The sequence below is a fragment of the Marmoricola sp. URHB0036 genome (genome assembly GCF_000426045.1).
In the GTDB taxonomy this organism is placed as follows: domain Bacteria; phylum Actinomycetota; class Actinomycetes; order Propionibacteriales; family Nocardioidaceae; genus Marmoricola.
Map to the genome: position 1 here is coordinate 309,683 of NZ_KE384490.1, position 18,228 is coordinate 327,910.

Here is an 18,228-nt window from a genome sequence, read left to right on the forward strand (position 1 = left end):
CATTTTGCGCGTCCAACATGAGGGGAATGTCGTGTCGTTCCGTCGCATCGCGATCGTCAACCGCGGTGAGTCCGCCATGCGGCTGCTGCACGCCGTCCGCGAGCTCAACGCCGCCGGGGGCGAGCACGTCCAGACGGTCGCCCTGCACACCACGGGCGAGGCCACCGCGATGTTCGTGCGCGAGGCCGACCTCTCCTACGACCTCGGACCGGCCGCCAACCGGCCGTACGTCGATCTGGCCGTGCTCGAGCGGGCCTTGCTCGAGACGGGGGCCGACGCGGTGTGGCCCGGCTGGGGCTTCGTGGCCGAGGATCCGGCCTTCGTGGACCTGTGCGACAAGCACGGCGTCACCTTCATCGGCCCGAGTGCCGACGCCATGCGCCGCCTCGGCGACAAGATCGGCTCGAAGCTGATCGCCGAGGAGGTCGGCGTACCTGTCGCGCCGTGGAGCCGCGGCGCCGTCGACACCCTCGACGACGCGCTCGCGAAGGCCGAGGAGATCGGCTACCCCCTGATGCTCAAGGCGAGCGCCGGTGGTGGTGGCCGCGGCATCCGCATGGTCGCCTCCGCGGCCGACCTCGAGGACGCCTTCCAGCGCACCAGCGACGAGGCGCTGCGGTCCTTCGGCAACGGCACCGTCTTCCTGGAGCGCCTGGTGACAGGTGCCCGCCACGTCGAGGTGCAGCTGATCGCCGACAGCCACGGCACCGCCTGGGCACTCGGCGTACGCGACTGCTCCATCCAGCGCCGCAACCAGAAGGTCATCGAGGAGTCGAGCTCGGCGCTGCTGAGTGAGGCCCAGGCCGACGAGCTCAAGGCGTCGGCCGAGCGCCTCGCCCTCGCCGTGGGGTACGTCGGCGCCGGCACCGTCGAGTTCCTCTACCACCCCGGCGAACAGACCTTTGCCTTCCTCGAGGTCAACACCCGCCTCCAGGTCGAGCACTCCATCACCGAGATCACCACCGGCATCGACCTGGTCAGGGCCCAGATCCACGTCGCGCAGGGCGGTCGCCTCGAGGGCGAGAAGCCGGCCGAGATCGGTCACGCGATCGAGGCGCGGCTGAACGCCGAGGACCCCGACCGTGACTTCGCCCCGTCGCCCGGCCGCATCGAGCACCTCGCCCTCCCCGCCGGCCCCGGCATCCGCGTCGACACCGGCGTGGCCGAGGGCGACACCATCCCGCCCGACTTCGACTCGATGATCGCCAAGATCATCGCCTACGGCCGCACCCGCGACGAGGCACTGGCCCGCCTGCGTCGCGCGATGACCTCGACGACCGTGGTCATCGAGGGTGGCGCCTGCAACAAGAGCTTCGTGCTCGACCTGCTGGCCCAGCCCGAGGTCACGTCAGGAGACCCGGTCTGGGCCGACACCGGGTGGATCGACCGCGTCCGCGCCGAGGGCCGACTGGTCGCCCACGCGCACGCCGGCATCGCCGTGGTGGCCGCGGCCATCGAGGCCTACCTCGACGGCGTCCGGATCGAGACCGCCCGGCTGATCGACACCGCCCACGGCGGCCGGCCGAGCGCCTCCCATCAGGTCGGCAAGCCGGTCGAGCTCAAGCTGCGCGGTGTGCCGTACCACGCCTCGACCATCAACACCGGCCCCGGCCGTTTCCGGGTGAGCGTTGCCTCGGGCGACACCTCGCAGACGGTCGACGTGCTGCTCGAGCACGTCGACGACGTACGCCGCCGCCTGGTCGTTGGCGGCCGTCGCTACAGCGTCGTCACGGCCACGCACGGACCCACCACGCTCGTGGAGGTCGACGGTGTCGCCCACCGGGTCAGCCGCGACGAGGGCGGCGTGCTGCGCTCGCCCGCGCCGGCGCTGGTCGTGGCCACCCCCGTCGCCGTGGGCGACGAGGTCGAGGCCGGCACGGCCGTGGTGGTGCTGGAGTCGATGAAGATGGAGACCGCCATCCGGGCGCCGTTCGCGGCCCGCGTCAAGGAGCTCTCGGTCATCACCGGCAGCCAGGTCGAGACCGGCGCCGCGCTGATCAAGCTCGAGCAGGTGGGCGAGGCCGTCGAGGAGACGGTGTCCGCGGACTCCGCGCTCGACCTGCCCGCCGACGACGAGTTCGACGACGAGACCCGTCGGGAACGAGCCCGGTCCGCCCTGAGCGCGGTCGTGCTCGGCTACGACGTTCCGCCCGAGGACCAGGACGCCGCGCTGTCGGAGTACCTCAGCGTGCGGGACCAGGGTCTGGCCGACGAGGTCTCGCTGCTCGAGGTCTTCGCCGACCTCGCCGAGCTGACCCGCAACCGGCCCATGGACGAGGATCGCCAGTCCGAGCTGCGCGTGCACAGCTCGCGCGAGCACTTCCACACCTACCTGCAGAGCCTCGACGCCGACCGCGGCGGGCTCCCGGAGCAGTTCCGCGAGCGGCTGCGCCGCGTGCTGCGCCACTACGGCGTCGACTCGCTGGACCGTACGCCGGAGCTGGAGGCCGCGGTCTTCCGCATCTTCCTGGCCCAGCAGCGCACGACGCCCGAGGTCGCACTCGTCTCCGCCCTGCTCGGCTCGTGGAGCCGCGAGACCCCGCCGGTCGGTGAAGTGGCCGGGCGGGCGCGTGCGGTGCTGGAGCGCGTCGGTCGCGTCCCGCAGTCGCGCTACCCGGGGGTCGGCGACCTGGCCCGCAGCGTCCGCTTCCGCTGGTTCGACCAGCCGGCGGTCGACGTCGAGCGCTCGACGGTCCTGACGGGCGTGCGCGACGAGATCGCGGCGCTCTCCGCGTCCGCCGATGCCCCCGACCGGGCACGCCGCATCGAGGCGCTGGCCGCCATCCCCGAGCAGACGGTCGGGTTCCTGTGCGAGCGACTCGAGCAGGGCGTCCCGGACCGGGAGCCGATGCTGGAGGTGCTGGCACGACGGCACTACCGCGAGTACTCCCTGCACGACGTCCGCTCGCTCGACCGCGGCCCCGAGGCTCCGCGTCCGGCCGTGCTGGCGAGCTACTCGCTCGACGAGCGGCCGACCCGGCTGGTGTCCTCGATCGGCTCGGTGGCCGAGCTCACCGAGGGCTCCGAGCTGGTCACCTCGGTGGCGTCGTACGTCGCCGACCGTGCGGCGCGTGAGGACGCGGTCGTCGACCTGTACCTCTCCTGGCCCGACGCCCCCTCGTCGGCCGACGAGATGAGCGCCGAGCTCGGAGCACGTCTGGCCGCGCTGCCGCTCGCCCATGACGTACGACGCGTGTGCGTGGCGGTGTGCTCCGGAGGTGGCGACAGCAAGGTCGGCTATTTCGCCTTCCGCCCCGCCGCCGATGGGTCGGTCGTCGAGGACGACCTGACCCGCGGGGTGCACCCGATGGTCGGCCGTCGCCTCGACCTGTGGCGGCTGCGCAACTTCGACATCACCCGCGTGGACGCCCCCGGCGACGTGCTGCTCTACGACTGCGTCGCCCGCGAGAACCCCGCGGACCGACGGCTGGTTGCCCTCGCGCAGGTGCGCCAGATGTCCGTCGCACGCGACGAGGACGGCACCATCACCGGGCTGCCGCACGCCGAGCGTGCGGTGGAGAACTGCCTGGAGGCGATCCGCCGCGAGCGGGTGGCCCGCGGCGCTGCCGGCGCCAAGCTCGACATGAACCACGTCTGGGTCACCGTCTGGCCGGTCGTCGACCTCGACCTCGATGCGCTCGGCGCGCTCGGCACCAAGATCAGCCCGCTGACCGACGGCGCCGGTGTCGAGGAGGTCGTCGCCCAGGGCCGCCTGGCCAACCCCGGCGGCGAGCCGGTACCGATGGCCGTGCGCTTCAGCGCCCAGCCGGGATCCGGCGTGGTCACCACGGTCGAGGAGCCCCCGAAGGACCTCTTGGCCCCCCTGGACGACTACGCCTCGAAGGTGGTGCGCTCGCGTCGTCGCGGTCTCGTCTACCCCTACGAGCTGAGCGGCGTGCTCGCCGGCCCAGGCGGCACGCTGGTGGAGCACGACCTCGATGACTCGGGTCAGCTGGTGCCGGTCGACCGGCCCTACGGCCTCAACACGGCCGGCATCCTCGCCGCCGTCGTGACCACGCCGACTCCGCTGCACCCCGAGGGCGTGCAGCGCGTGGTGCTCTGCGGCGACCCGACCAAGTCGCTCGGCTCGGTCGCCGAGCAGGAGTGCCTGCGCGTCATCGCGGCCCTCGACCTGGCCGAGCGTCTCGGCGTACCCGTGGAGTGGTTCGCGCTCTCCGCCGGCGCGCGCATCTCGATGGACTCCGGCACCGAGAACATGGACTGGGTGGCCAAGGCGCTGCGCCGGATCGTGGAGTTCACCCAGGACGGCGGCGAGATCAACGTCGTGGTCGCGGGCATCAACGTCGGCGCCCAGCCGTACTGGAACGCCGAGGCGACGATGCTGATGCACACCAAGGGCATCCTGGTGATGACCCCGGAGAGCGCGATGGTGCTCACCGGCAAGCAGTCGCTCGACTTCTCCGGCGGCGTCTCGGCCGAGGACAACTACGGCATCGGCGGCTACGACCGCGTGATGGGTCCCAACGGGCAGGCGCAGTACTGGGCGCCCGACCTGGCCGGCGCGATCGGCGTACTCATGTCCCACTACGAGCACACCTACGTCGCGCCGGGGGAGAGCGGTCCGCGTCGCGCTGCGACCTCGGATCCCTCCGACCGCGACATCTCGTCGTACCCCCATGCGATCGAGGGCAGCGACTTCGCATGCGTCGGCGAGATCTTCTCGGCCGCGCACAACCCGGATCGCAAGAAGGCCTTCGACATCCGCACGGTGATGCGCGCCATCGCCGACCAGGACCACGCCGTGCTCGAGCGTTGGGCCGGCATGGCCGAGGCCGACACCGCGGTCGTCCAGGACGCCCATGTCGGCGGCCATCCCGTGTGTCTGCTGGGCATCGAGTCCCAGTCCGTACGTCGTAGCGGCTTCCCGCCCACCGACGGCCCGGACACCTACACCGCCGGCACGTTGTTCCCGAAGTCGTCGAAGAAGGCGGCGCGGGCGATCAACTCTGCCAGCGGCAACCGGCCCCTCGTCGTACTCGCCAACCTGTCGGGGTTCGACGGCTCACCGGAGTCGATGCGCAACCTGCAGCTGGAGTACGGCGCCGAGATCGGCCGCGCCATCGTCAACTTCCGCGGCCAGATCGTGTTCTGCGTGATCTCCCGCTACCACGGTGGCGCGTTCGTGGTGTTCTCCAAGGCGCTGAACCCGTCGATGAAGGTGCTCGCCGTGGAGGGTTCGTTCGCGTCGGTCATCGGCGGCGCCCCGGCAGCAGCGGTGGTGTTCACCGGCGAGGTCGACAAGCGCACGGCGGCCTCACCGGCCATGCGTGAGCTGGACGAGCGCATCGCGGCCGCCCGCAACGGGGACCGCATCCGGTTGAGGGCGGAGCAGGCCACCCTGCGCGCCGCCACCCGCGCGGAGAAGATCAGCGAGGTCGCGGCCGAGTTCGACGGAATCCACGACATCCACCGGGCGGTGGAGGTCGGCTCGGTCGACGCCGTCATTCCTGCGGCTCGGTTGCGGCCGGAGATCATCGCGGCGATCGAGGGGCACCGCGGCTGAGGTGCAGGCCTAGTGATTCGCTAGGTGCATGCGCATCTTCTTCACCGGCGGCAGCGGCAAGGCCGGCCATCATGTCGCGCCCTCCCTCGCCGCGGCGGGTCACCAGGTCACCAACGCGGACCTCACTCCGCTCGGTCATCCCGATGTCACCGATCTGCGCGTCGACCTGACCGATGCCGGGGAGACCTACTCGGCGTTGGCCGGCGTACCGACCATGGATGACTTCGACGATCCTGATCTCGACCTGACCCGCGGATCGGTCTACGACGCGGTCGTCCACTTCGCCGCGGTCCCTCGCGTCCTGCTGGCCCCCGACAGCGCGACGTACGCGACCAATGTCCTCGCGCACTACAACGTCCTCGAGGCGGCCACCCGTCTCGGGATCCGCAAGATCGTCTTCGCCTCCTCGGAGACGACCTACGGCGTCTGCTTCGGCCAAGGTGAGCGCAAACCGCTCTACGTCCCCGTCGACGAGGAGCACCCGGTCGTCCCCGAGGACTCCTACGCGATGTCGAAGGTGGCCGGCGAGGTGACCGCGGCGTCCTTCCACGCCCGAACCGGTGCCGACATCTACGGTCTGCGCATCAACAACGTCATCGAGCCCGAGGAGTACGCCGAGCTGTTCCCGCCCTTCCTGCAAGACCCGTCGCTGCGGCGACGCAACCTGTTCGCCTACATCGACACCCGCGATCTGGCACAGCTCACCCTGCGGTGCCTGGAGACCGACGGGCTCGGCTTCGAGATCTTCAACGTCGCGAACGCCGACATGTCGGTCGCCGCGACCACGGAGGAGATCATCGAACGGTTCTACCCAGACGTCGAGGTGCGTCGCGAGATGGGCCGCGACGAGACCTTCTACTGCATCGACAAGGCTCGCGACCTCCTCGGCTACCGCCCGCAGCACTCCTGGCGCGACGTACTTCCCGACCCGCGCCGCGAGGCGTGACCCGCCCTGCCTGACAGGCTGTAGCGATGCGCGCCGTCGTCCTTGATGCCGTTCGATCCCAGCCGGAGGTTCGAGAGGTGACCGTGCCCACGGCCCCGGTCGGCGGGGTCGTGGTCCAGGTGATGGCGACGGGAGTGTGCCGTAGCGACTGGCACGCGTGGGCGGGGCACGAGGAGATCGTCTTCCCGCACGTGCCGGGACACGAGCTTGCAGGCGTGGTGGTCGAGGTCGGTGAACAGGTCGGCCGATGGCGGGTCGGGGACCGGGTGACGGTCCCGTTCGTCTGCGGCTGCGGTCGCTGCGATTGGTGTCGGGCCGGGGACGCTCAGGTCTGTCCGGCTCAGCACCAGCCAGGGTTCACGCACTGGGGATCGTTCGCGGAGTACGTCGCCCTGCACGCTGCCGATACGAATCTCGTGGGTCTCCCGGAGGACGTCGACTTCGCCACTGCCGCGAGTCTCGGATGTCGGTTCGCCACGGCGTACCGCGCGCTGGTCGGCCGTGCGCGTGTCACCGAGGGGGAGTGGGTGACCGTGGTCGGTGCCGGCGGCGTGGGGCTGAGCGTGGTCATGATCGCCCACGCGCTGGGTGCCCGGGTCGTCGCGGTGGATCGGAATCTCGAGGCGCTCGCCGCCGCATCCGAGCTGGGCGCAGAGCACACGGTGACTGTCGACGGCCGGGACATCCCGGGCGCTGTTGCTGACCTCACGCGCGGCGGCAGCCACGTCACCGTCGATGCCGTAGGCGGCGAGCAAGCCTGCGCGGACGCGATCCTCAGCCTTCGCCGTCGGGGTCGCCATGTCCAGGTCGGACTGCAGCCGTCGGTCGACGGTCACCCCCGGGTACCGATGGCCCGGGTGATCGGCTGGGAGCTCGATGTCCTGGGGAGTCACGGAATGGCCGCGGCCGACTACCCGGCCATGCTCGCGCTCATCGAGCAAGGCGTCCTCCAGCCGCAGCGCCTGATCGAACGCACCATCGGACTCGACGAGGCGGCCGCCCTGCTGCCCCACTTCGACCAGGCGACGGTCGCAGGCATGACCATGGTCGACCCCATGCGCTGAGGGGCTCGATCCGAGCACACACCGATCAGTCCTGAGCTCCGCGCGGATCACACCTGATGAGAGCGGCCACCGGGCCGCCGCAGCAGGCAGTCGGCGAGGAGACACAGATGGACGAGAACGGACGGCTCCGCTGGGTCGTGGTGCTCACCGCGGTCGGGTCGTTCATGGCCGCACTGGACACCCTGGTGGTGGCCTCGGCCCTGAGCACCATCAGGCGGGACCTAGGCGCGTCGCTGACCGACCTGGAGTGGACGGTCAACGCCTACAACCTGAGCTTCGCGGTGCTCCTGGTGCCCGCGGCCGTGCTCGGCGACCGGCTCGGCCGGGCCAGGACGTACGCCGCTGGGCTGGGCCTGTTCGCCCTGGCCTCGGCCGCCTGTGCGATGGCCGGCAGCGTCGGCGCACTCGTCGCGATGCGCGTGGTGCAGGGTGCGGGGGCCGCGGTGGTGATGACTCTGGGCCTGGCCCTGCTCACCTCGGCCTTCCCTCCCGAGAAGCGTGGCGCCGCGGTCGGCCTGTTCAGCGCGGTGACCGGGCTCGCTGTCGCGAGCGGCCCGCTGGTCGGTGGTGCGGTCGTCGACGGGCTCGCGTGGCAGTGGATCTTCTGGCTCAACGTGCCCGTCGGCCTGCTCGCGGCGCCGCTGGCGCTCCGGCTCATCCCGGAGGTGCGGGTCCCGGACAGCCGGCTCGACGTGCCCGGGGTCGCGCTGCTCGCAGGCAGTGTGCTCGGTCTGGTCTGGGCCCTGGTGCGGGGCGAGCCCGCCGGCTGGACCAGCGGCGAGGTGCTCGGCGCCGCCGCGGTCAGCCTGCTGCTGCTCACAGGCTTCGCGTTCTGGGAGGGCCGGGCGGCGTACCCCCTGCTGCCGCCGCGGCTGCTCCGGGTGCGGGGCTTCGCCGCCGGCAACGCGGCCATCTTCCTGACCTTCGCGGCGCTTTTCTCGGCGGTCTTCTTCTACGGCCAGCTCCTGCAGGTGGTGATGGCCGAGTCACCGCTGGGAGCCGGCGTCCGCCTGATGGCGTGGACCGGGACGTTCCTGGTCTTCGCGCCTGCCGCCGGTGCCCTGGCCGATCGGATCGGCGAGCGGCCGCTGCTCACGACCGGGCTCACCGTGCAGGCGGCCGCGATGGTCTGGTTCGCGACGACCGTCGGCACCGACCTGACCTACCTCGACGCGCTCGGACCGTTCATCGTCGGAGGGTTCGGCGTCTCGCTGGCGATCCCGTGCGGCCAGAGCGCGGTCGTGGCCGCGGTCGCGGACCGGGACGTAGCGACCGCGTCGGGCGTGAACGCGACGATGCGCGAGCTCGGCGGCGTGCTCGGCATCGCCGTGACGGTCGCGGTCTTCGGGGCGAGGGGCGGCTTCGCGTCGCCGGCCGACTTCGTCGACGGCTTCCGCGGGGCCGTGCTGGCCGCGGCCGCCCTGTCGGCTCTCGGAGCCGTCGCCGGCCTGGCACTGCCCGCCAGGCGGTCCGTCGTACGGGACGCCGGCACCTCAGACACCGGATCAACCGGATCCGGGACTCTCGAAGGAGCAGCAGCATGACGGCACGGATGGTGACCTACCGGGTCAAGGACGGGCGCACCGAGGAGAACACGAAGTACGTTCGCGAGGTGATGGCTGACCTCGAGGCCCGCAAGACCGAGGGGGTGACCTACTCGGTCTACCTCCTCGACGACGGCGTGAGCTTCGTGCACGTGGTGGACGAAGAGGGCGACGGCGGCAAGGTGCAGGTTTCAGAGGCGTTCCAGCGCTTCACCGCGAGCCTGGTCGAGGACCGGTGCGCCGACACCCCCCAGCTGCACCAGCTGACGCTCGTGGGGAGCTACTCGGGATGACGCTGGCGTCGGAGGAGTTCGCCGAGCAGGTCGCGCCGCTGCGGCCCGGGTTGCTGCTGCACTGCTACCGGATGCTCGGCTCCTCCCACGATGCCGAGGACGCGGTGCAGGAGACGCTGCTGCGCGGGTGGCGGGGCGTGGACCGGTTCGAGGGGCGCAGCTCGTTGCGGACCTGGCTCTACTCCGTCGCCACCAATGTCTGTCTCCGCGAGATCGAGCGGCGCGGGCGGCGGCTGGTCCCGGTCGACCTGGGGCCGGCGGCCGACCCGACCGACGGGCTGGGGGCACCCTTGACCGAGACGGCGTGGCTCGGGCCCCTGCCCGACGCCGGCCTCACCTGGGGCTCCACCCCCGCCGAGGCGGTCTACGAGCAACGCGAGGCCGTCGAGCTGGCGTTCATCGCCGCGCTTCAGCACCTGCCCTCCTTGCAGCGGGCGGTGCTGGTGCTCCGCGACGTCCTCGCGTTCTCCGCAGCCGAAACCGCGGAGATCCTGGACACCACTGTCGCGTCGGTGACGAGCGCCCTGGCCCGTGCCCGAGGGTCGGTCCGGGCCGTGCTTCCCGAGCGGAGCCAGCAGGAGGTGCTGCGCGAGGTCGGCGACCGACAGGTCCGTGCCACGGTCGCGGCGTTCATGGCCGCCTGGGAGCGGAACGACGTCGACGCCGTGGTCGCGCTCCTGGCCGATGACGTCGAGATGACGATGCCGCCGTACGCCGAGTGGTACCGGGGCCGGGCTTCGGTCGCGGCCTTCCTCGCCGAGGTGCCGCTGAGCGCCGGGCGTCGCTGGCGGGTCGAGCCGACCATGGCAAACGGCCAGCCCGCCATGGCCTTCAGCGCCTGGGACGACACGATCGGGGCTTTCCTCAGCCACGGGCTGTCCGTGCTCACCTTCGGTCCGGGAGGCGTCACCGGGTTCACCACCTTCCTCGAGCCGTGGGTGGTGCGTACGTGAGCGCGGGGCGAGCCCAGGCTCAGGATCGACACCTGGGCGAGACGCAGACGTAACGGAACGGCGGATCTGCTGACAGCACGACCGCGTCGGCTTCTGTCTGCGAGGCGGGGTCCATCTCGAGGACCAGGTCCTCCCCGCAGCTGGGGCACCGGGGGGCAGCGGTGGCCATCCGCGTCCTCAGACGCGCGCCGTACGGTGCGAGGAGGAGGAGGAGGAGGCACGGATCCAGACGAGGAGCACGATGACCGCGCCGATGATCGATCCGATCAGCCCAGCGGGCTGCAGGAACCCGTCGCCGGCGTCCTTGTGGAAGAGCACGTAGCCCAGGAAGCCGCCCACGAGCGATCCGACCACGCCGAGGACGATCGTGCCGAGGATCGACAGGTGCTGCTTGCCCGGGACGAGGAGCCGCGCCACCGCTCCTGCGATCAGGCCGACGACGAGGACGGTGAGGATGAGACCCAGCATGGTGGTGCCTTTCGTTGGGGTTTGGTCTCTCCACGATCTGATACCTAGGGCGGGCCTGATACACCCCTAGGTGGGTTAGTCTGCCTCCGTGGCCATGACCAGTACGACGAGCACACCGACCAGCACGCGGCCGATCACCGTGGCGTTGGTCGACGACTACGACGTCGTGGTGCTGGGGCTCGCCAAGATCATCGACCGCTACCGCGACCGGGTGATCGTGGCCGAGATAGACACCAACGAGCCCCTCGACGATGCCGTCGACATCGTCCTGTACGACTGCTTCGCGCAACCCGAGGCCGACCACGAGCACATCGGCATCCTGGTCGACAACCCACGCGCCCGTCGCGTGGTCGTCTACACCTGGAACTTCCACCCGGAGCTGGTCGAGACCGCGCGGCAGCAAGGCGTGCACGGCTACCTCTCCAAGGCGCTGCCCGCTCGCGACCTCATCGCTGCTCTCGAGGCTGTGCACGCAGGAGAGATCGTCTTCAGTGACCCACCGGGTCGGGTCGGCAGCAACGGCCTGGACTGGCCGGGCCGCGGCGAGGGGCTCAGCGAGCGCGAGGCGGAGATCCTCGCGTTCATCACCCAGGGCCTCAGCAACGCCGATGTCTCTGCACGCACCTATCTGTCGCCCAACACCGTGAAGTCCTACATCCGCACGCTCTACCGCAAGATCGGTGTCTCCAGTCGCACCCAGGCAGTCCTGTGGGGCATCGACCATGGTTTCGCCCCCGACCACCACCGGATCGACCACTGGCGCGGGGGGCCGTGAGGTCTTCGGTCGGGCCACGCGCTTGGTCAGTCGAGCGACGATGGGCAAAGACCTGGGATCCAGGAGGAGATGTCGAACGATCTGTTGGCGCGGAAGCGTTTTCGAAGGTCGGGAAGGCCGCAATGCACGCACCGTCTGTCTGTCGCATTCTCACGAGTCGACTGGTCGCACCCGTCGCCCTGGTTCTTGGGTTGGCCAGCGTCTCAGTCCTGTCGGCGCCGTCGGCTGCCTTCGCGCGTGGGGGTGGCGGAGGTCATGGCTTCGGGGGCGGCGGCGGTTTCAAGGGCGGCGGAGGCACTCGTTTCGGTAGCGGCGGCGGTTTCCTCTTCTTCGGCAGCGGCGGTGGCGGCCCGGTCGTCATCATCTTGCTGATCGTGGCGTACTTCTTGTTCAAGACCTGGTCCCAGCAGCGTCGGGCAAAGCGCAACATGAACACGGCCAGTGACCGCGTGGCTCACCGCAGCGACGAGGCGGCACACGCTCGCGCTACCGCCGTCGAGGCGCAGGTCGACGACCTGGCCGTCACCGACGACACGTTCGACGTGGACGCGCTCAAGGAGCGGGCCGTCAGCCTCTACGTGACGGCGCAGCGAGCGTGGACCGCCGGTGACGAGGCGATGCTCGACAGGATCCTGTCGCCGGTCGTCTACGGCAAGTGGGCGGAGCAGCTGGACGAGTACGTCGCGCGCGGTCAGGTCAACATCGTCGAGATCGTCGCCGGGCCGGACGTGAAGATGGTCAACGTCGCCAACCGCCCCGGCGAGACCGATGACACGGTGACGTTCCGGATCACCGCGACGCTGAACGACTACGTCGTGAACCGGCGGACCGGTGAACAGCTGACGCGCAAGGACCGTTCGAGGCGGCCGGTCGAGTACTGGACTCTTCGCAAGAACGGCGCGGGCGAGTGGATCGTGGCCGGCATCGAGCAGGCCGAGGACGGAAGTCACCACCTCACCGATGCGGTCGAGACCGACACCTGGAACCAGAAGTCGGTGGCCCGCGACGCGACGCTCGAGGTGGCTGAGCGGATGTCCGTGCCGGGTGCGACCGACGTCCTGTCGTTGACGAACATCTCCTGGGCCGACGCGGCTGATCAGGCGGCTGGTGATCTGAGCCTGGTCGACGCTCGCTTCGACAAGTCGGTTCTCGAGGTGGCCATCGCCACGTTCCTCGAGGAGTGGGCGATGAACGACGGCAGCCTCGACTTCACCGCCGTCCGCACCCCGAACCGCACCGTCATGCGCACTGCCACCGTGCGCAGCATCGAGGTGCGCGACCTTGTCTCACGGGAGCCGATCACGTTCCGGGTCGCCGTCGACACGCACGGGATCTACTACGAGGTCGACCGAAGGACCGAAGAGGTCGTCGCGGGCGACCCGCGTGCGAACCGCGTGGTGCCATTCCTCTTCACGATGCGCCTGGACGACGCGGCCGCGCGAGGGTGGACAGTCACGGCGGTCGAGCGCACCCAGCTGAGCTGATCGACTTCAGCTCGCGCGTCCTCGACGCTCAGCGCTTGACCTTCTTCGTGTACCGCGAGAGGGCGCTCTTCCTGCTGGTGTACTGCTTGCCGGTGACCCGAAGCCGCACCTTCTTGCCGGCTGTGGCCTTGCCGATCCGCAGGCTGGCACGCGTCGCTCCGTGGATCGCCTTCTTGCCAGCGAACCATTGGTAGGAGAATCCCACCTTGGTGTGAGGGCCCCAGGAGCCGACCTTGGCCTTCACGGTGCTCCCGACGGCGGCTCGTCCGCTGATGGTTGGCGTGCGCGGCAGCATCGGGCCCAGCACGGGGTTCGCGAAGTCGCAGAAGGTGGAGCCCGGGGCCAGACCCACGCCGTGTGTGTAGACGTACACCCTCATCTCGGCCCCCATCTGGGCCTCGGTTGGTCGGAACACACGAGACGTCGCCCCGGGGACTGGCTGGCCGTCGTAGCGGTGCATCGCCGGCGAGTAGTGGCCGGCGTACCACTGGTAGGTGAAGGTGAAGCCGGGGCCCATCGACTTGGGTTCCACCCCTTCGATCCCTCCCACGACGGGACCATTCACGAGCCCGTCGAAGGGAAGCTCCGGCTCAGGCGCGAACGGGGCGTAGTAGATGTCGATGTACGCCTGGGACGGCAGGGCCACGAGGACCTGGTTCAGCCACAGCAGCGCCGTCGTCGAGGGGGCTTCGCCAAGTGGAGTCGAGTGGATGGCGACACCCTTGGCGATGTCGATCGTCTTCAGTGCCGCCGCGTCCCCACCGACGGCGGCATAGCCCGTGAGGCCGTCATCAGAGACGGTGAGGCTCTTCAGGGGACCGCCGAGTCCGCTGACGGTCACGGCGGTGGTGTAGGTCGCGGTGTCGATGGACCACACCGTTCCTTGGGTGCCGTCTGCGACGTAGAGTCGGCTGCCGTCTTCGGTGAGGCTGAGCGCGGAGGCAGTGCCCATGCCCGCCGGCGCCGGGATGGTGCGCTCAACGAAGCCGGTCGTGGCGCTGAGGACCGAGATCGAGCTGTACTCCGAGCTCGCCGTGTACAGCCGGGTGCCGTCCGGCGAGACCGCGATCGCTGTGGGTTTCATCGCCGTACCGAACTGGTTCATGCGGCGAACGACCGTGTTCGTGGCGGTGTCGAAGACAGCGACGCGATTGGCAACCGGCTGCGTCGCATAGAGGAGGCTTCCGTCGGAAGTGAGGGCCAGGCCACTGAACCCGATCTCCGTGGAGACCGGCACGCCCGCCTCTCCGCCACCAACCTCGCGGCGCTCGATGCCGGCCTTGTCGGCGAGGTAGAGCAGGCCCCCGTCCGAACCCAGCGGTGCGCCCACGATCGCCGTGACGCCCTGGCCGCCCAGGACGCCAGCCACGGGGGCACCCTGGAAGCCGCCAGGACCATCGGCCCGGGCCCCACCCGTCACGAACAAGACCGATGCCGCGGCCAGTGCGGCCCCGGCCCCGACAAAACGACGCATCCTCACCCGAGAAACCCTCTCCATCACGCCCTATCGGAACCCGCTGCCCACGTCACGGAGTCAAGGCCACCAATACCGTCTGCTCATTGTGGGTGGAACGAATGGCTCGCGCAGGCAAAACGGCAGCATGCCGACATTTCGCTACGTACTTCGGGGCGGTCCCCGGCCCTCACGTCGAGGTGAGTCTGGGGCTTGCCGGTGGCCGGAGTGGTCTGTGACGCACGTGCAGAGGTTGCCAAGCCTCGACGACCCCGGACTGTTTTGAACGGCAACGCGACTCGCGGCGGAAGGACGTACCGGAAGTTGATGAGTTCCTCTGCGCCGGTCACGTGTTGGCGATTGCGTTCTCGGCCGTGGCGGAACACTCGGGCCTGGAAGAGAAGCGTATGCGCCTCCGCTACCAGGGGACGTGTCGTGTATGCGGCACCACGTTGCCAGCCAAGGCGGAGGCAGTCTACGAGCGCACCACCAAGACCGTCCGCTGCATCACGCACGACGACCCTGAGCTCCCGACCACGTGGGGTGGACCCGAGTTGGTTGCACCGCCCGAGGACGTGATCGAGGCGGGCACGCCCGGAGCGTCCGCGCGGCGTGAGTTCGAGCGACGTAGGGCGCGGCGTGAAGAGCGGATTCGGACGGCGCATCCCAAGTTGGGCGGGCTCATCCACGCGCTCACCTAAGACCCGCAGTCGACTAGGGCCTGGGACGTCGGAGCCGTCGGTGAGGAGCGACTGGGTCAGCGTCTCAACGAGTTGGTCACCGACCGACTCCGGGTCATGCACGACCGGCGGATACCGAGCTCGCGGGCCAACATCGACCACCTCGCGGTGACGCCCTCCGGGGTGTTCGTGATCGATGCCAAGAAGTATCGCGGCCGACCTCGCCTCAAGGTCGAGGGTGGGCTTCTGCGTCCGCGAGTCGAGAAACTCTTGGTCGGGTCCCGCAACTGCACCTCCCTGGTCGATGGCGTCGTCCGGCAGGTTGCAATCGTGCGTGACCAGCTCGACGACTCCGTGCCGGTCCACGGCGTGCTCTGCTTTATCGAAGCTGACTGGCCCCTGATCGGGGGCTCCTTCGTCACGCGCGGGGTCGAAGCGCTTTGGCCCAAGAAGCTTTATCCGAAGCTCGGATCAGATGGACCTCTCGATGCGGACACCATCGCCACGCTGTATCGGACCCTCGGAGGAGCCCTGAAGCCGGCCTGACCACCTGAGCATCTGAGCCGACAGTCGGCGGAAAGACGCGTCTCTTGGCACTCGTGTGCTCAGCGTCGGGCCAAGATGATGCGCTTGAGATTGCGTATACCGCGCTCGAAGTCAGCGACATCATCTTGATCGGTTGCCGACGAATAGGAAGCAAATATTCCAGCCGCATCGTCCAGCATCTCGAGTAGCTCTGCGCTGCCCTCGGGCACCCCTTGGGGAATCGGGGGGCTCGGCGACGAGGCAGCCGTGAACAGCTCCGGAGCACTCCACAGACTTCGCGGATCGGCATTCGCTGCTAACTGGAATACGAGCATCTCGAGGTTGCCCGGGGCGATATCCAGTTCCACGGCCCAGGTGCCCATCGTCTCCACGTAGTCGCGGTAGTCGTCCACGTCCCACTCGAGGGTAAGTGGCCAGTCGAGACTGTTGAACAGCCAGTCACGCACGAGGCGGTCGAGCACCAGCGCAGGTCGACCGCTGCCTCCTGCGGCGCAGAAGAACAGGTATTTGGTCGCGAAGGCGACCCCGAGCCAATGCAGTCGATGTTGACGCTGGGCCAACCAAGCGAATGCTTCGGGGCCGCCTTGATCTCGAGCGATCCTCGCCACGGACGCCAAGGTGCTGCCTGCGGCCGCATTCTCATCGAGGATTCGCTTCGTCCGGAACGCCCCGTATCCCACCGGCCCGTGTCCCCAGACCATTGCGGCGATGAAGGCCCGCGTCGCCTGCTCCGGCCCGTCAGCCGCATCACGGCAACGAGCGGCGACGTCCGCGCGACTGATCGGCATGGGCAAGTCGGAGAGATACTCCGCGTACTCGGGAAATCGGCGCTGCCAGGTGGTCGGCGACCATCGGCTCGGCGGCTGCTCACTGCCCCCCGCCTCTTTCCACAACAGCACCGACTCGCGAAGTGATTCTGGCGCCGTTCGTCGCGTGGTCATGCGTTACAGCCTGCAGAACTGCACGCAGGTGGCACAAGGTTGCGGCGCTGCCGCCTCGTGTGCCACCCGTCGCCGGGCGCGTGTGGCATGTCCTGGCGCGTGGTTACCTCAGCGCTGGGTACTCGTCGAGAGGAGTCGAAACGTGGGAGAAGCGCCAAAGGTCAGCGCCACCTGAAGGCGGCGGTGTGTTCCCGTGGCGATCTTCCTGCTGCCCCGGTCTCACTCACGCTAGGAGTAGTTGCAGCTCGTCTCGAGGTGTCCGGGCTTCGGAGTAGAAGTGCACGACGTCGCTGCCCTCGTCAGGTGGCGGCACGTAGGGCAGGGTCTGGTGCGGTGGAGACGTAGGTGTGGCCGGTCGGTGTGGTGATGAGGACCTCGTGGCGGTCGGTGGGGAGCGGGAGCGCGTTCCAGTCGGCGGCTTCTTTGGCGTAGTTGCAGGCTTCGCAGAGGCCTTGGCCGTTCTGGGCGGAGGTGTCGCCGCCGTCGAACGCGCGGGTGATGTGGTCGGCGTGGCGGATGGGGGCGTCGCACCACGGAGTGCGGCAGAGGTGGTCGCGGACGACGAGGAACTCGCGGAGCTCGCCGTCGAAGGGGCGGCGGTGGGAGTCCATCGCGACGAGGGCCTTGGAGTCGGGGTGGGTGTAGAGGCGGCGCAGCCAGGCGCGTGGCGCTTCGCGGACGATCTGGCGGGCGAGGGCGGCGTGGATGGGGCCGTAGCCGACGACGCGGGCCGGGGTGTGGTCGTCGCTGAGCAGGGTGGTGTCGGTGATGACGAGTTGGACCTCGACGTCAATGTCGGCGGCGTGGGCTCGTCCGGTGGTCCGCTCGACCAGGGTGTCGGCCATGACTTGGCCGCGTGAGCGGGCATCGCCGTCGCTGCGGGCGGTGTCGGCGGCGTGCCGGAGGGCGGCGAGGCAGGCCACGCCCTGCTCGACGGGCAGGAAGGCGGTCAGGTAGCTCATCGTGTCCGGAGCCGGCCGCAGGGCGACGTGCCGGTCGGACCGTGCGCCGCGAGTACGACGGATCGCGGAGCCGGGGTCGAGCCGGTAGCCGATCGCGCGTGCCTTGGCTGCGGCCTCGCGGTCGCCGAGGTGGGCAAGGTCGTGGGCCAGCTCGGCGTCGACCTGGGCACGGTGCTCGGCGGAGAGGACGGCCGTCTCGCGCACCACCAGGGTGGCGCGCCACTCGCTGATCTCCCCGCGGGCCAGGAGTCCGTGGGTGTGTGGCATCTCGCGGACGAGCGCGCGGGCCAGGCCGAGGCTCTGCGCACCACGATGGGGACCGCAGCGCCGCGCCAGCGCGATCTCTGCGGCGAGGCCCTGGCAGCGCCTCGCCGGCGGTACGCCGCCCTCGGCCTCGCGGGCGGTCCTGGCCGCCGCCAGGTGGTCGGTGACCCGGACCTGGGCGCCGGCAGCGGCGCCCTTCAGCTTCTCCAGCGCAGCGACGTAGTCGATCTGCTCAGCCTCGGTGGCATCGGCGCCGTCGAGGGCAGCGAGTCGCTCGAGCACGCACGCCAGCTCGTCGAGTGAGAGCGGAGTACGAGAGCCGAACATGTGT

The 18,228-nt window shown here is 69.8% G+C and carries 12 protein-coding genes and 1 pseudogene; 9 read left to right on the top strand and 4 right to left on the bottom strand.

Translation table 11 applies throughout. The annotated features are described in order from the left end of the window. The first annotated feature begins 31 nt into the window (after positions 1-31). The 6 genes from H976_RS0121795 to H976_RS27955 all read left to right on the top strand — a co-directional run bounded on the left by H976_RS0121795 (position 32) and on the right by H976_RS27955 (position 10,324). Positions 32-5,524, top strand: coding sequence for a carboxyl transferase domain-containing protein (locus H976_RS0121795; protein WP_027863249.1), 5,493 nt, complete (start codon positions 32-34; stop codon positions 5,522-5,524). 28 nt (positions 5,525-5,552) lie between these two features. After that, entirely contained in the window at positions 5,553-6,470 is a 918-nt protein-coding gene (locus H976_RS0121800) for an NAD(P)-dependent oxidoreductase (protein ID WP_027863250.1), read from the top strand. A gap of 77 nt (positions 6,471-6,547) precedes the next feature. Beyond that, complete coding sequence (locus H976_RS0121805) at positions 6,548-7,534, top strand: alcohol dehydrogenase catalytic domain-containing protein (RefSeq protein ID WP_231389015.1); 987 nt, start codon at positions 6,548-6,550, stop codon at positions 7,532-7,534. A 107-nt stretch (positions 7,535-7,641) separates the two neighbouring features. After that, the gene (locus H976_RS27945; protein ID WP_051277311.1) at positions 7,642-9,078 is read left to right on the top strand and encodes an MFS transporter; all 1,437 of its coding nucleotides are present in this window, start codon (positions 7,642-7,644) and stop codon (positions 9,076-9,078) included. After that, positions 9,075-9,371, top strand: coding sequence for a hypothetical protein (locus H976_RS27950; RefSeq protein ID WP_051277313.1), 297 nt, complete (start codon positions 9,075-9,077; stop codon positions 9,369-9,371). The genes H976_RS27945 and H976_RS27950 overlap by 4 nt, the downstream gene beginning before the upstream one ends. Further along, a complete protein-coding gene (locus tag H976_RS27955; protein WP_036227649.1) occupies positions 9,368-10,324 on the top strand; it encodes an RNA polymerase subunit sigma-70 in 957 nt (318 codons plus the stop codon). Before H976_RS27950 ends, H976_RS27955 begins: the two co-directional genes overlap by 4 nt. A gap of 177 nt (positions 10,325-10,501) precedes the next feature. On the opposite strand, the gene H976_RS0121825 is transcribed toward H976_RS27955, so the two are convergent. Beyond that, positions 10,502-10,792 (bottom strand): GlsB/YeaQ/YmgE family stress response membrane protein, encoded by a 291-nt coding sequence (locus H976_RS0121825; RefSeq protein ID WP_027863252.1) that lies wholly within the window; start codon positions 10,790-10,792, stop codon positions 10,502-10,504. A 94-nt stretch (positions 10,793-10,886) separates the two neighbouring features. On the opposite strand from H976_RS0121825, the gene H976_RS0121830 reads away from it, so the two are divergent. After that, the gene (locus H976_RS0121830) at positions 10,887-11,567 is read left to right on the top strand and encodes a response regulator transcription factor (protein ID WP_027863253.1); all 681 of its coding nucleotides are present in this window, start codon (positions 10,887-10,889) and stop codon (positions 11,565-11,567) included. A 191-nt stretch (positions 11,568-11,758) separates the two neighbouring features. Continuing rightward, complete coding sequence (locus tag H976_RS0121835) at positions 11,759-13,051, top strand: Tim44-like domain-containing protein (protein ID WP_231389016.1); 1,293 nt, start codon at positions 11,759-11,761, stop codon at positions 13,049-13,051. A 28-nt stretch (positions 13,052-13,079) separates the two neighbouring features. Here the strand turns inward: H976_RS0121835 and H976_RS29270 are convergent, their stop codons facing one another. Then, positions 13,080-14,420 (bottom strand): YncE family protein, encoded by a 1,341-nt coding sequence (locus H976_RS29270; RefSeq protein ID WP_027863255.1) that lies wholly within the window; start codon positions 14,418-14,420, stop codon positions 13,080-13,082. An 827-nt stretch (positions 14,421-15,247) separates the two neighbouring features. Between H976_RS29270 and H976_RS30500 the strand changes: the two are divergent. After that, positions 15,248-15,730: pseudogene (locus H976_RS30500) on the top strand (nuclease-related domain-containing protein); the annotation flags it as partial. Positions 15,731-15,789: 59 nt separating this feature from the next. On the opposite strand, the gene H976_RS0121850 reads toward H976_RS30500, so the two are convergent. Together H976_RS0121850 and H976_RS27970 are read right to left on the bottom strand one after the other, a co-directional pair. Next, positions 15,790-16,671 (bottom strand): hypothetical protein, encoded by an 882-nt coding sequence (locus H976_RS0121850; RefSeq protein ID WP_155918639.1) that lies wholly within the window; start codon positions 16,669-16,671, stop codon positions 15,790-15,792. A 299-nt stretch (positions 16,672-16,970) separates the two neighbouring features. Continuing rightward, positions 16,971-18,224 (bottom strand): DUF222 domain-containing protein, encoded by a 1,254-nt coding sequence (locus H976_RS27970; protein ID WP_155918641.1) that lies wholly within the window; start codon positions 18,222-18,224, stop codon positions 16,971-16,973. Positions 18,225-18,228 lie beyond the last annotated feature (4 nt).

What these genes read in the sequence shown, in the direction of transcription:
- H976_RS0121800 (WP_027863250.1), top strand. Translation starts at nt 5,553, where the DNA reads ATGCGCATCTTCTTCACCGGCGGCAGCGGCAAGGCCGGCCATCATGTC.
- H976_RS27945 (WP_051277311.1), top strand. Translation starts at nt 7,642, where the DNA reads ATGGACGAGAACGGACGGCTCCGCTGGGTCGTGGTGCTCACCGCGGTC.
- H976_RS27950 (WP_051277313.1), top strand. Translation starts at nt 9,075, where the DNA reads ATGACGGCACGGATGGTGACCTACCGGGTCAAGGACGGGCGCACCGAG.
- H976_RS27955 (WP_036227649.1), top strand. Translation starts at nt 9,368, where the DNA reads ATGACGCTGGCGTCGGAGGAGTTCGCCGAGCAGGTCGCGCCGCTGCGG.
- H976_RS0121825 (WP_027863252.1), bottom strand. Translation starts at nt 10,792, where the DNA reads ATGCTGGGTCTCATCCTCACCGTCCTCGTCGTCGGCCTGATCGCAGGA.
- H976_RS0121830 (WP_027863253.1), top strand. Translation starts at nt 10,887, where the DNA reads ATGACCAGTACGACGAGCACACCGACCAGCACGCGGCCGATCACCGTG.
- H976_RS0121850 (WP_155918639.1), bottom strand. Translation starts at nt 16,671, where the DNA reads ATGACCACGCGACGAACGGCGCCAGAATCACTTCGCGAGTCGGTGCTG.
- H976_RS27970 (WP_155918641.1), bottom strand. Translation starts at nt 18,224, where the DNA reads ATGTTCGGCTCTCGTACTCCGCTCTCACTCGACGAGCTGGCGTGCGTG.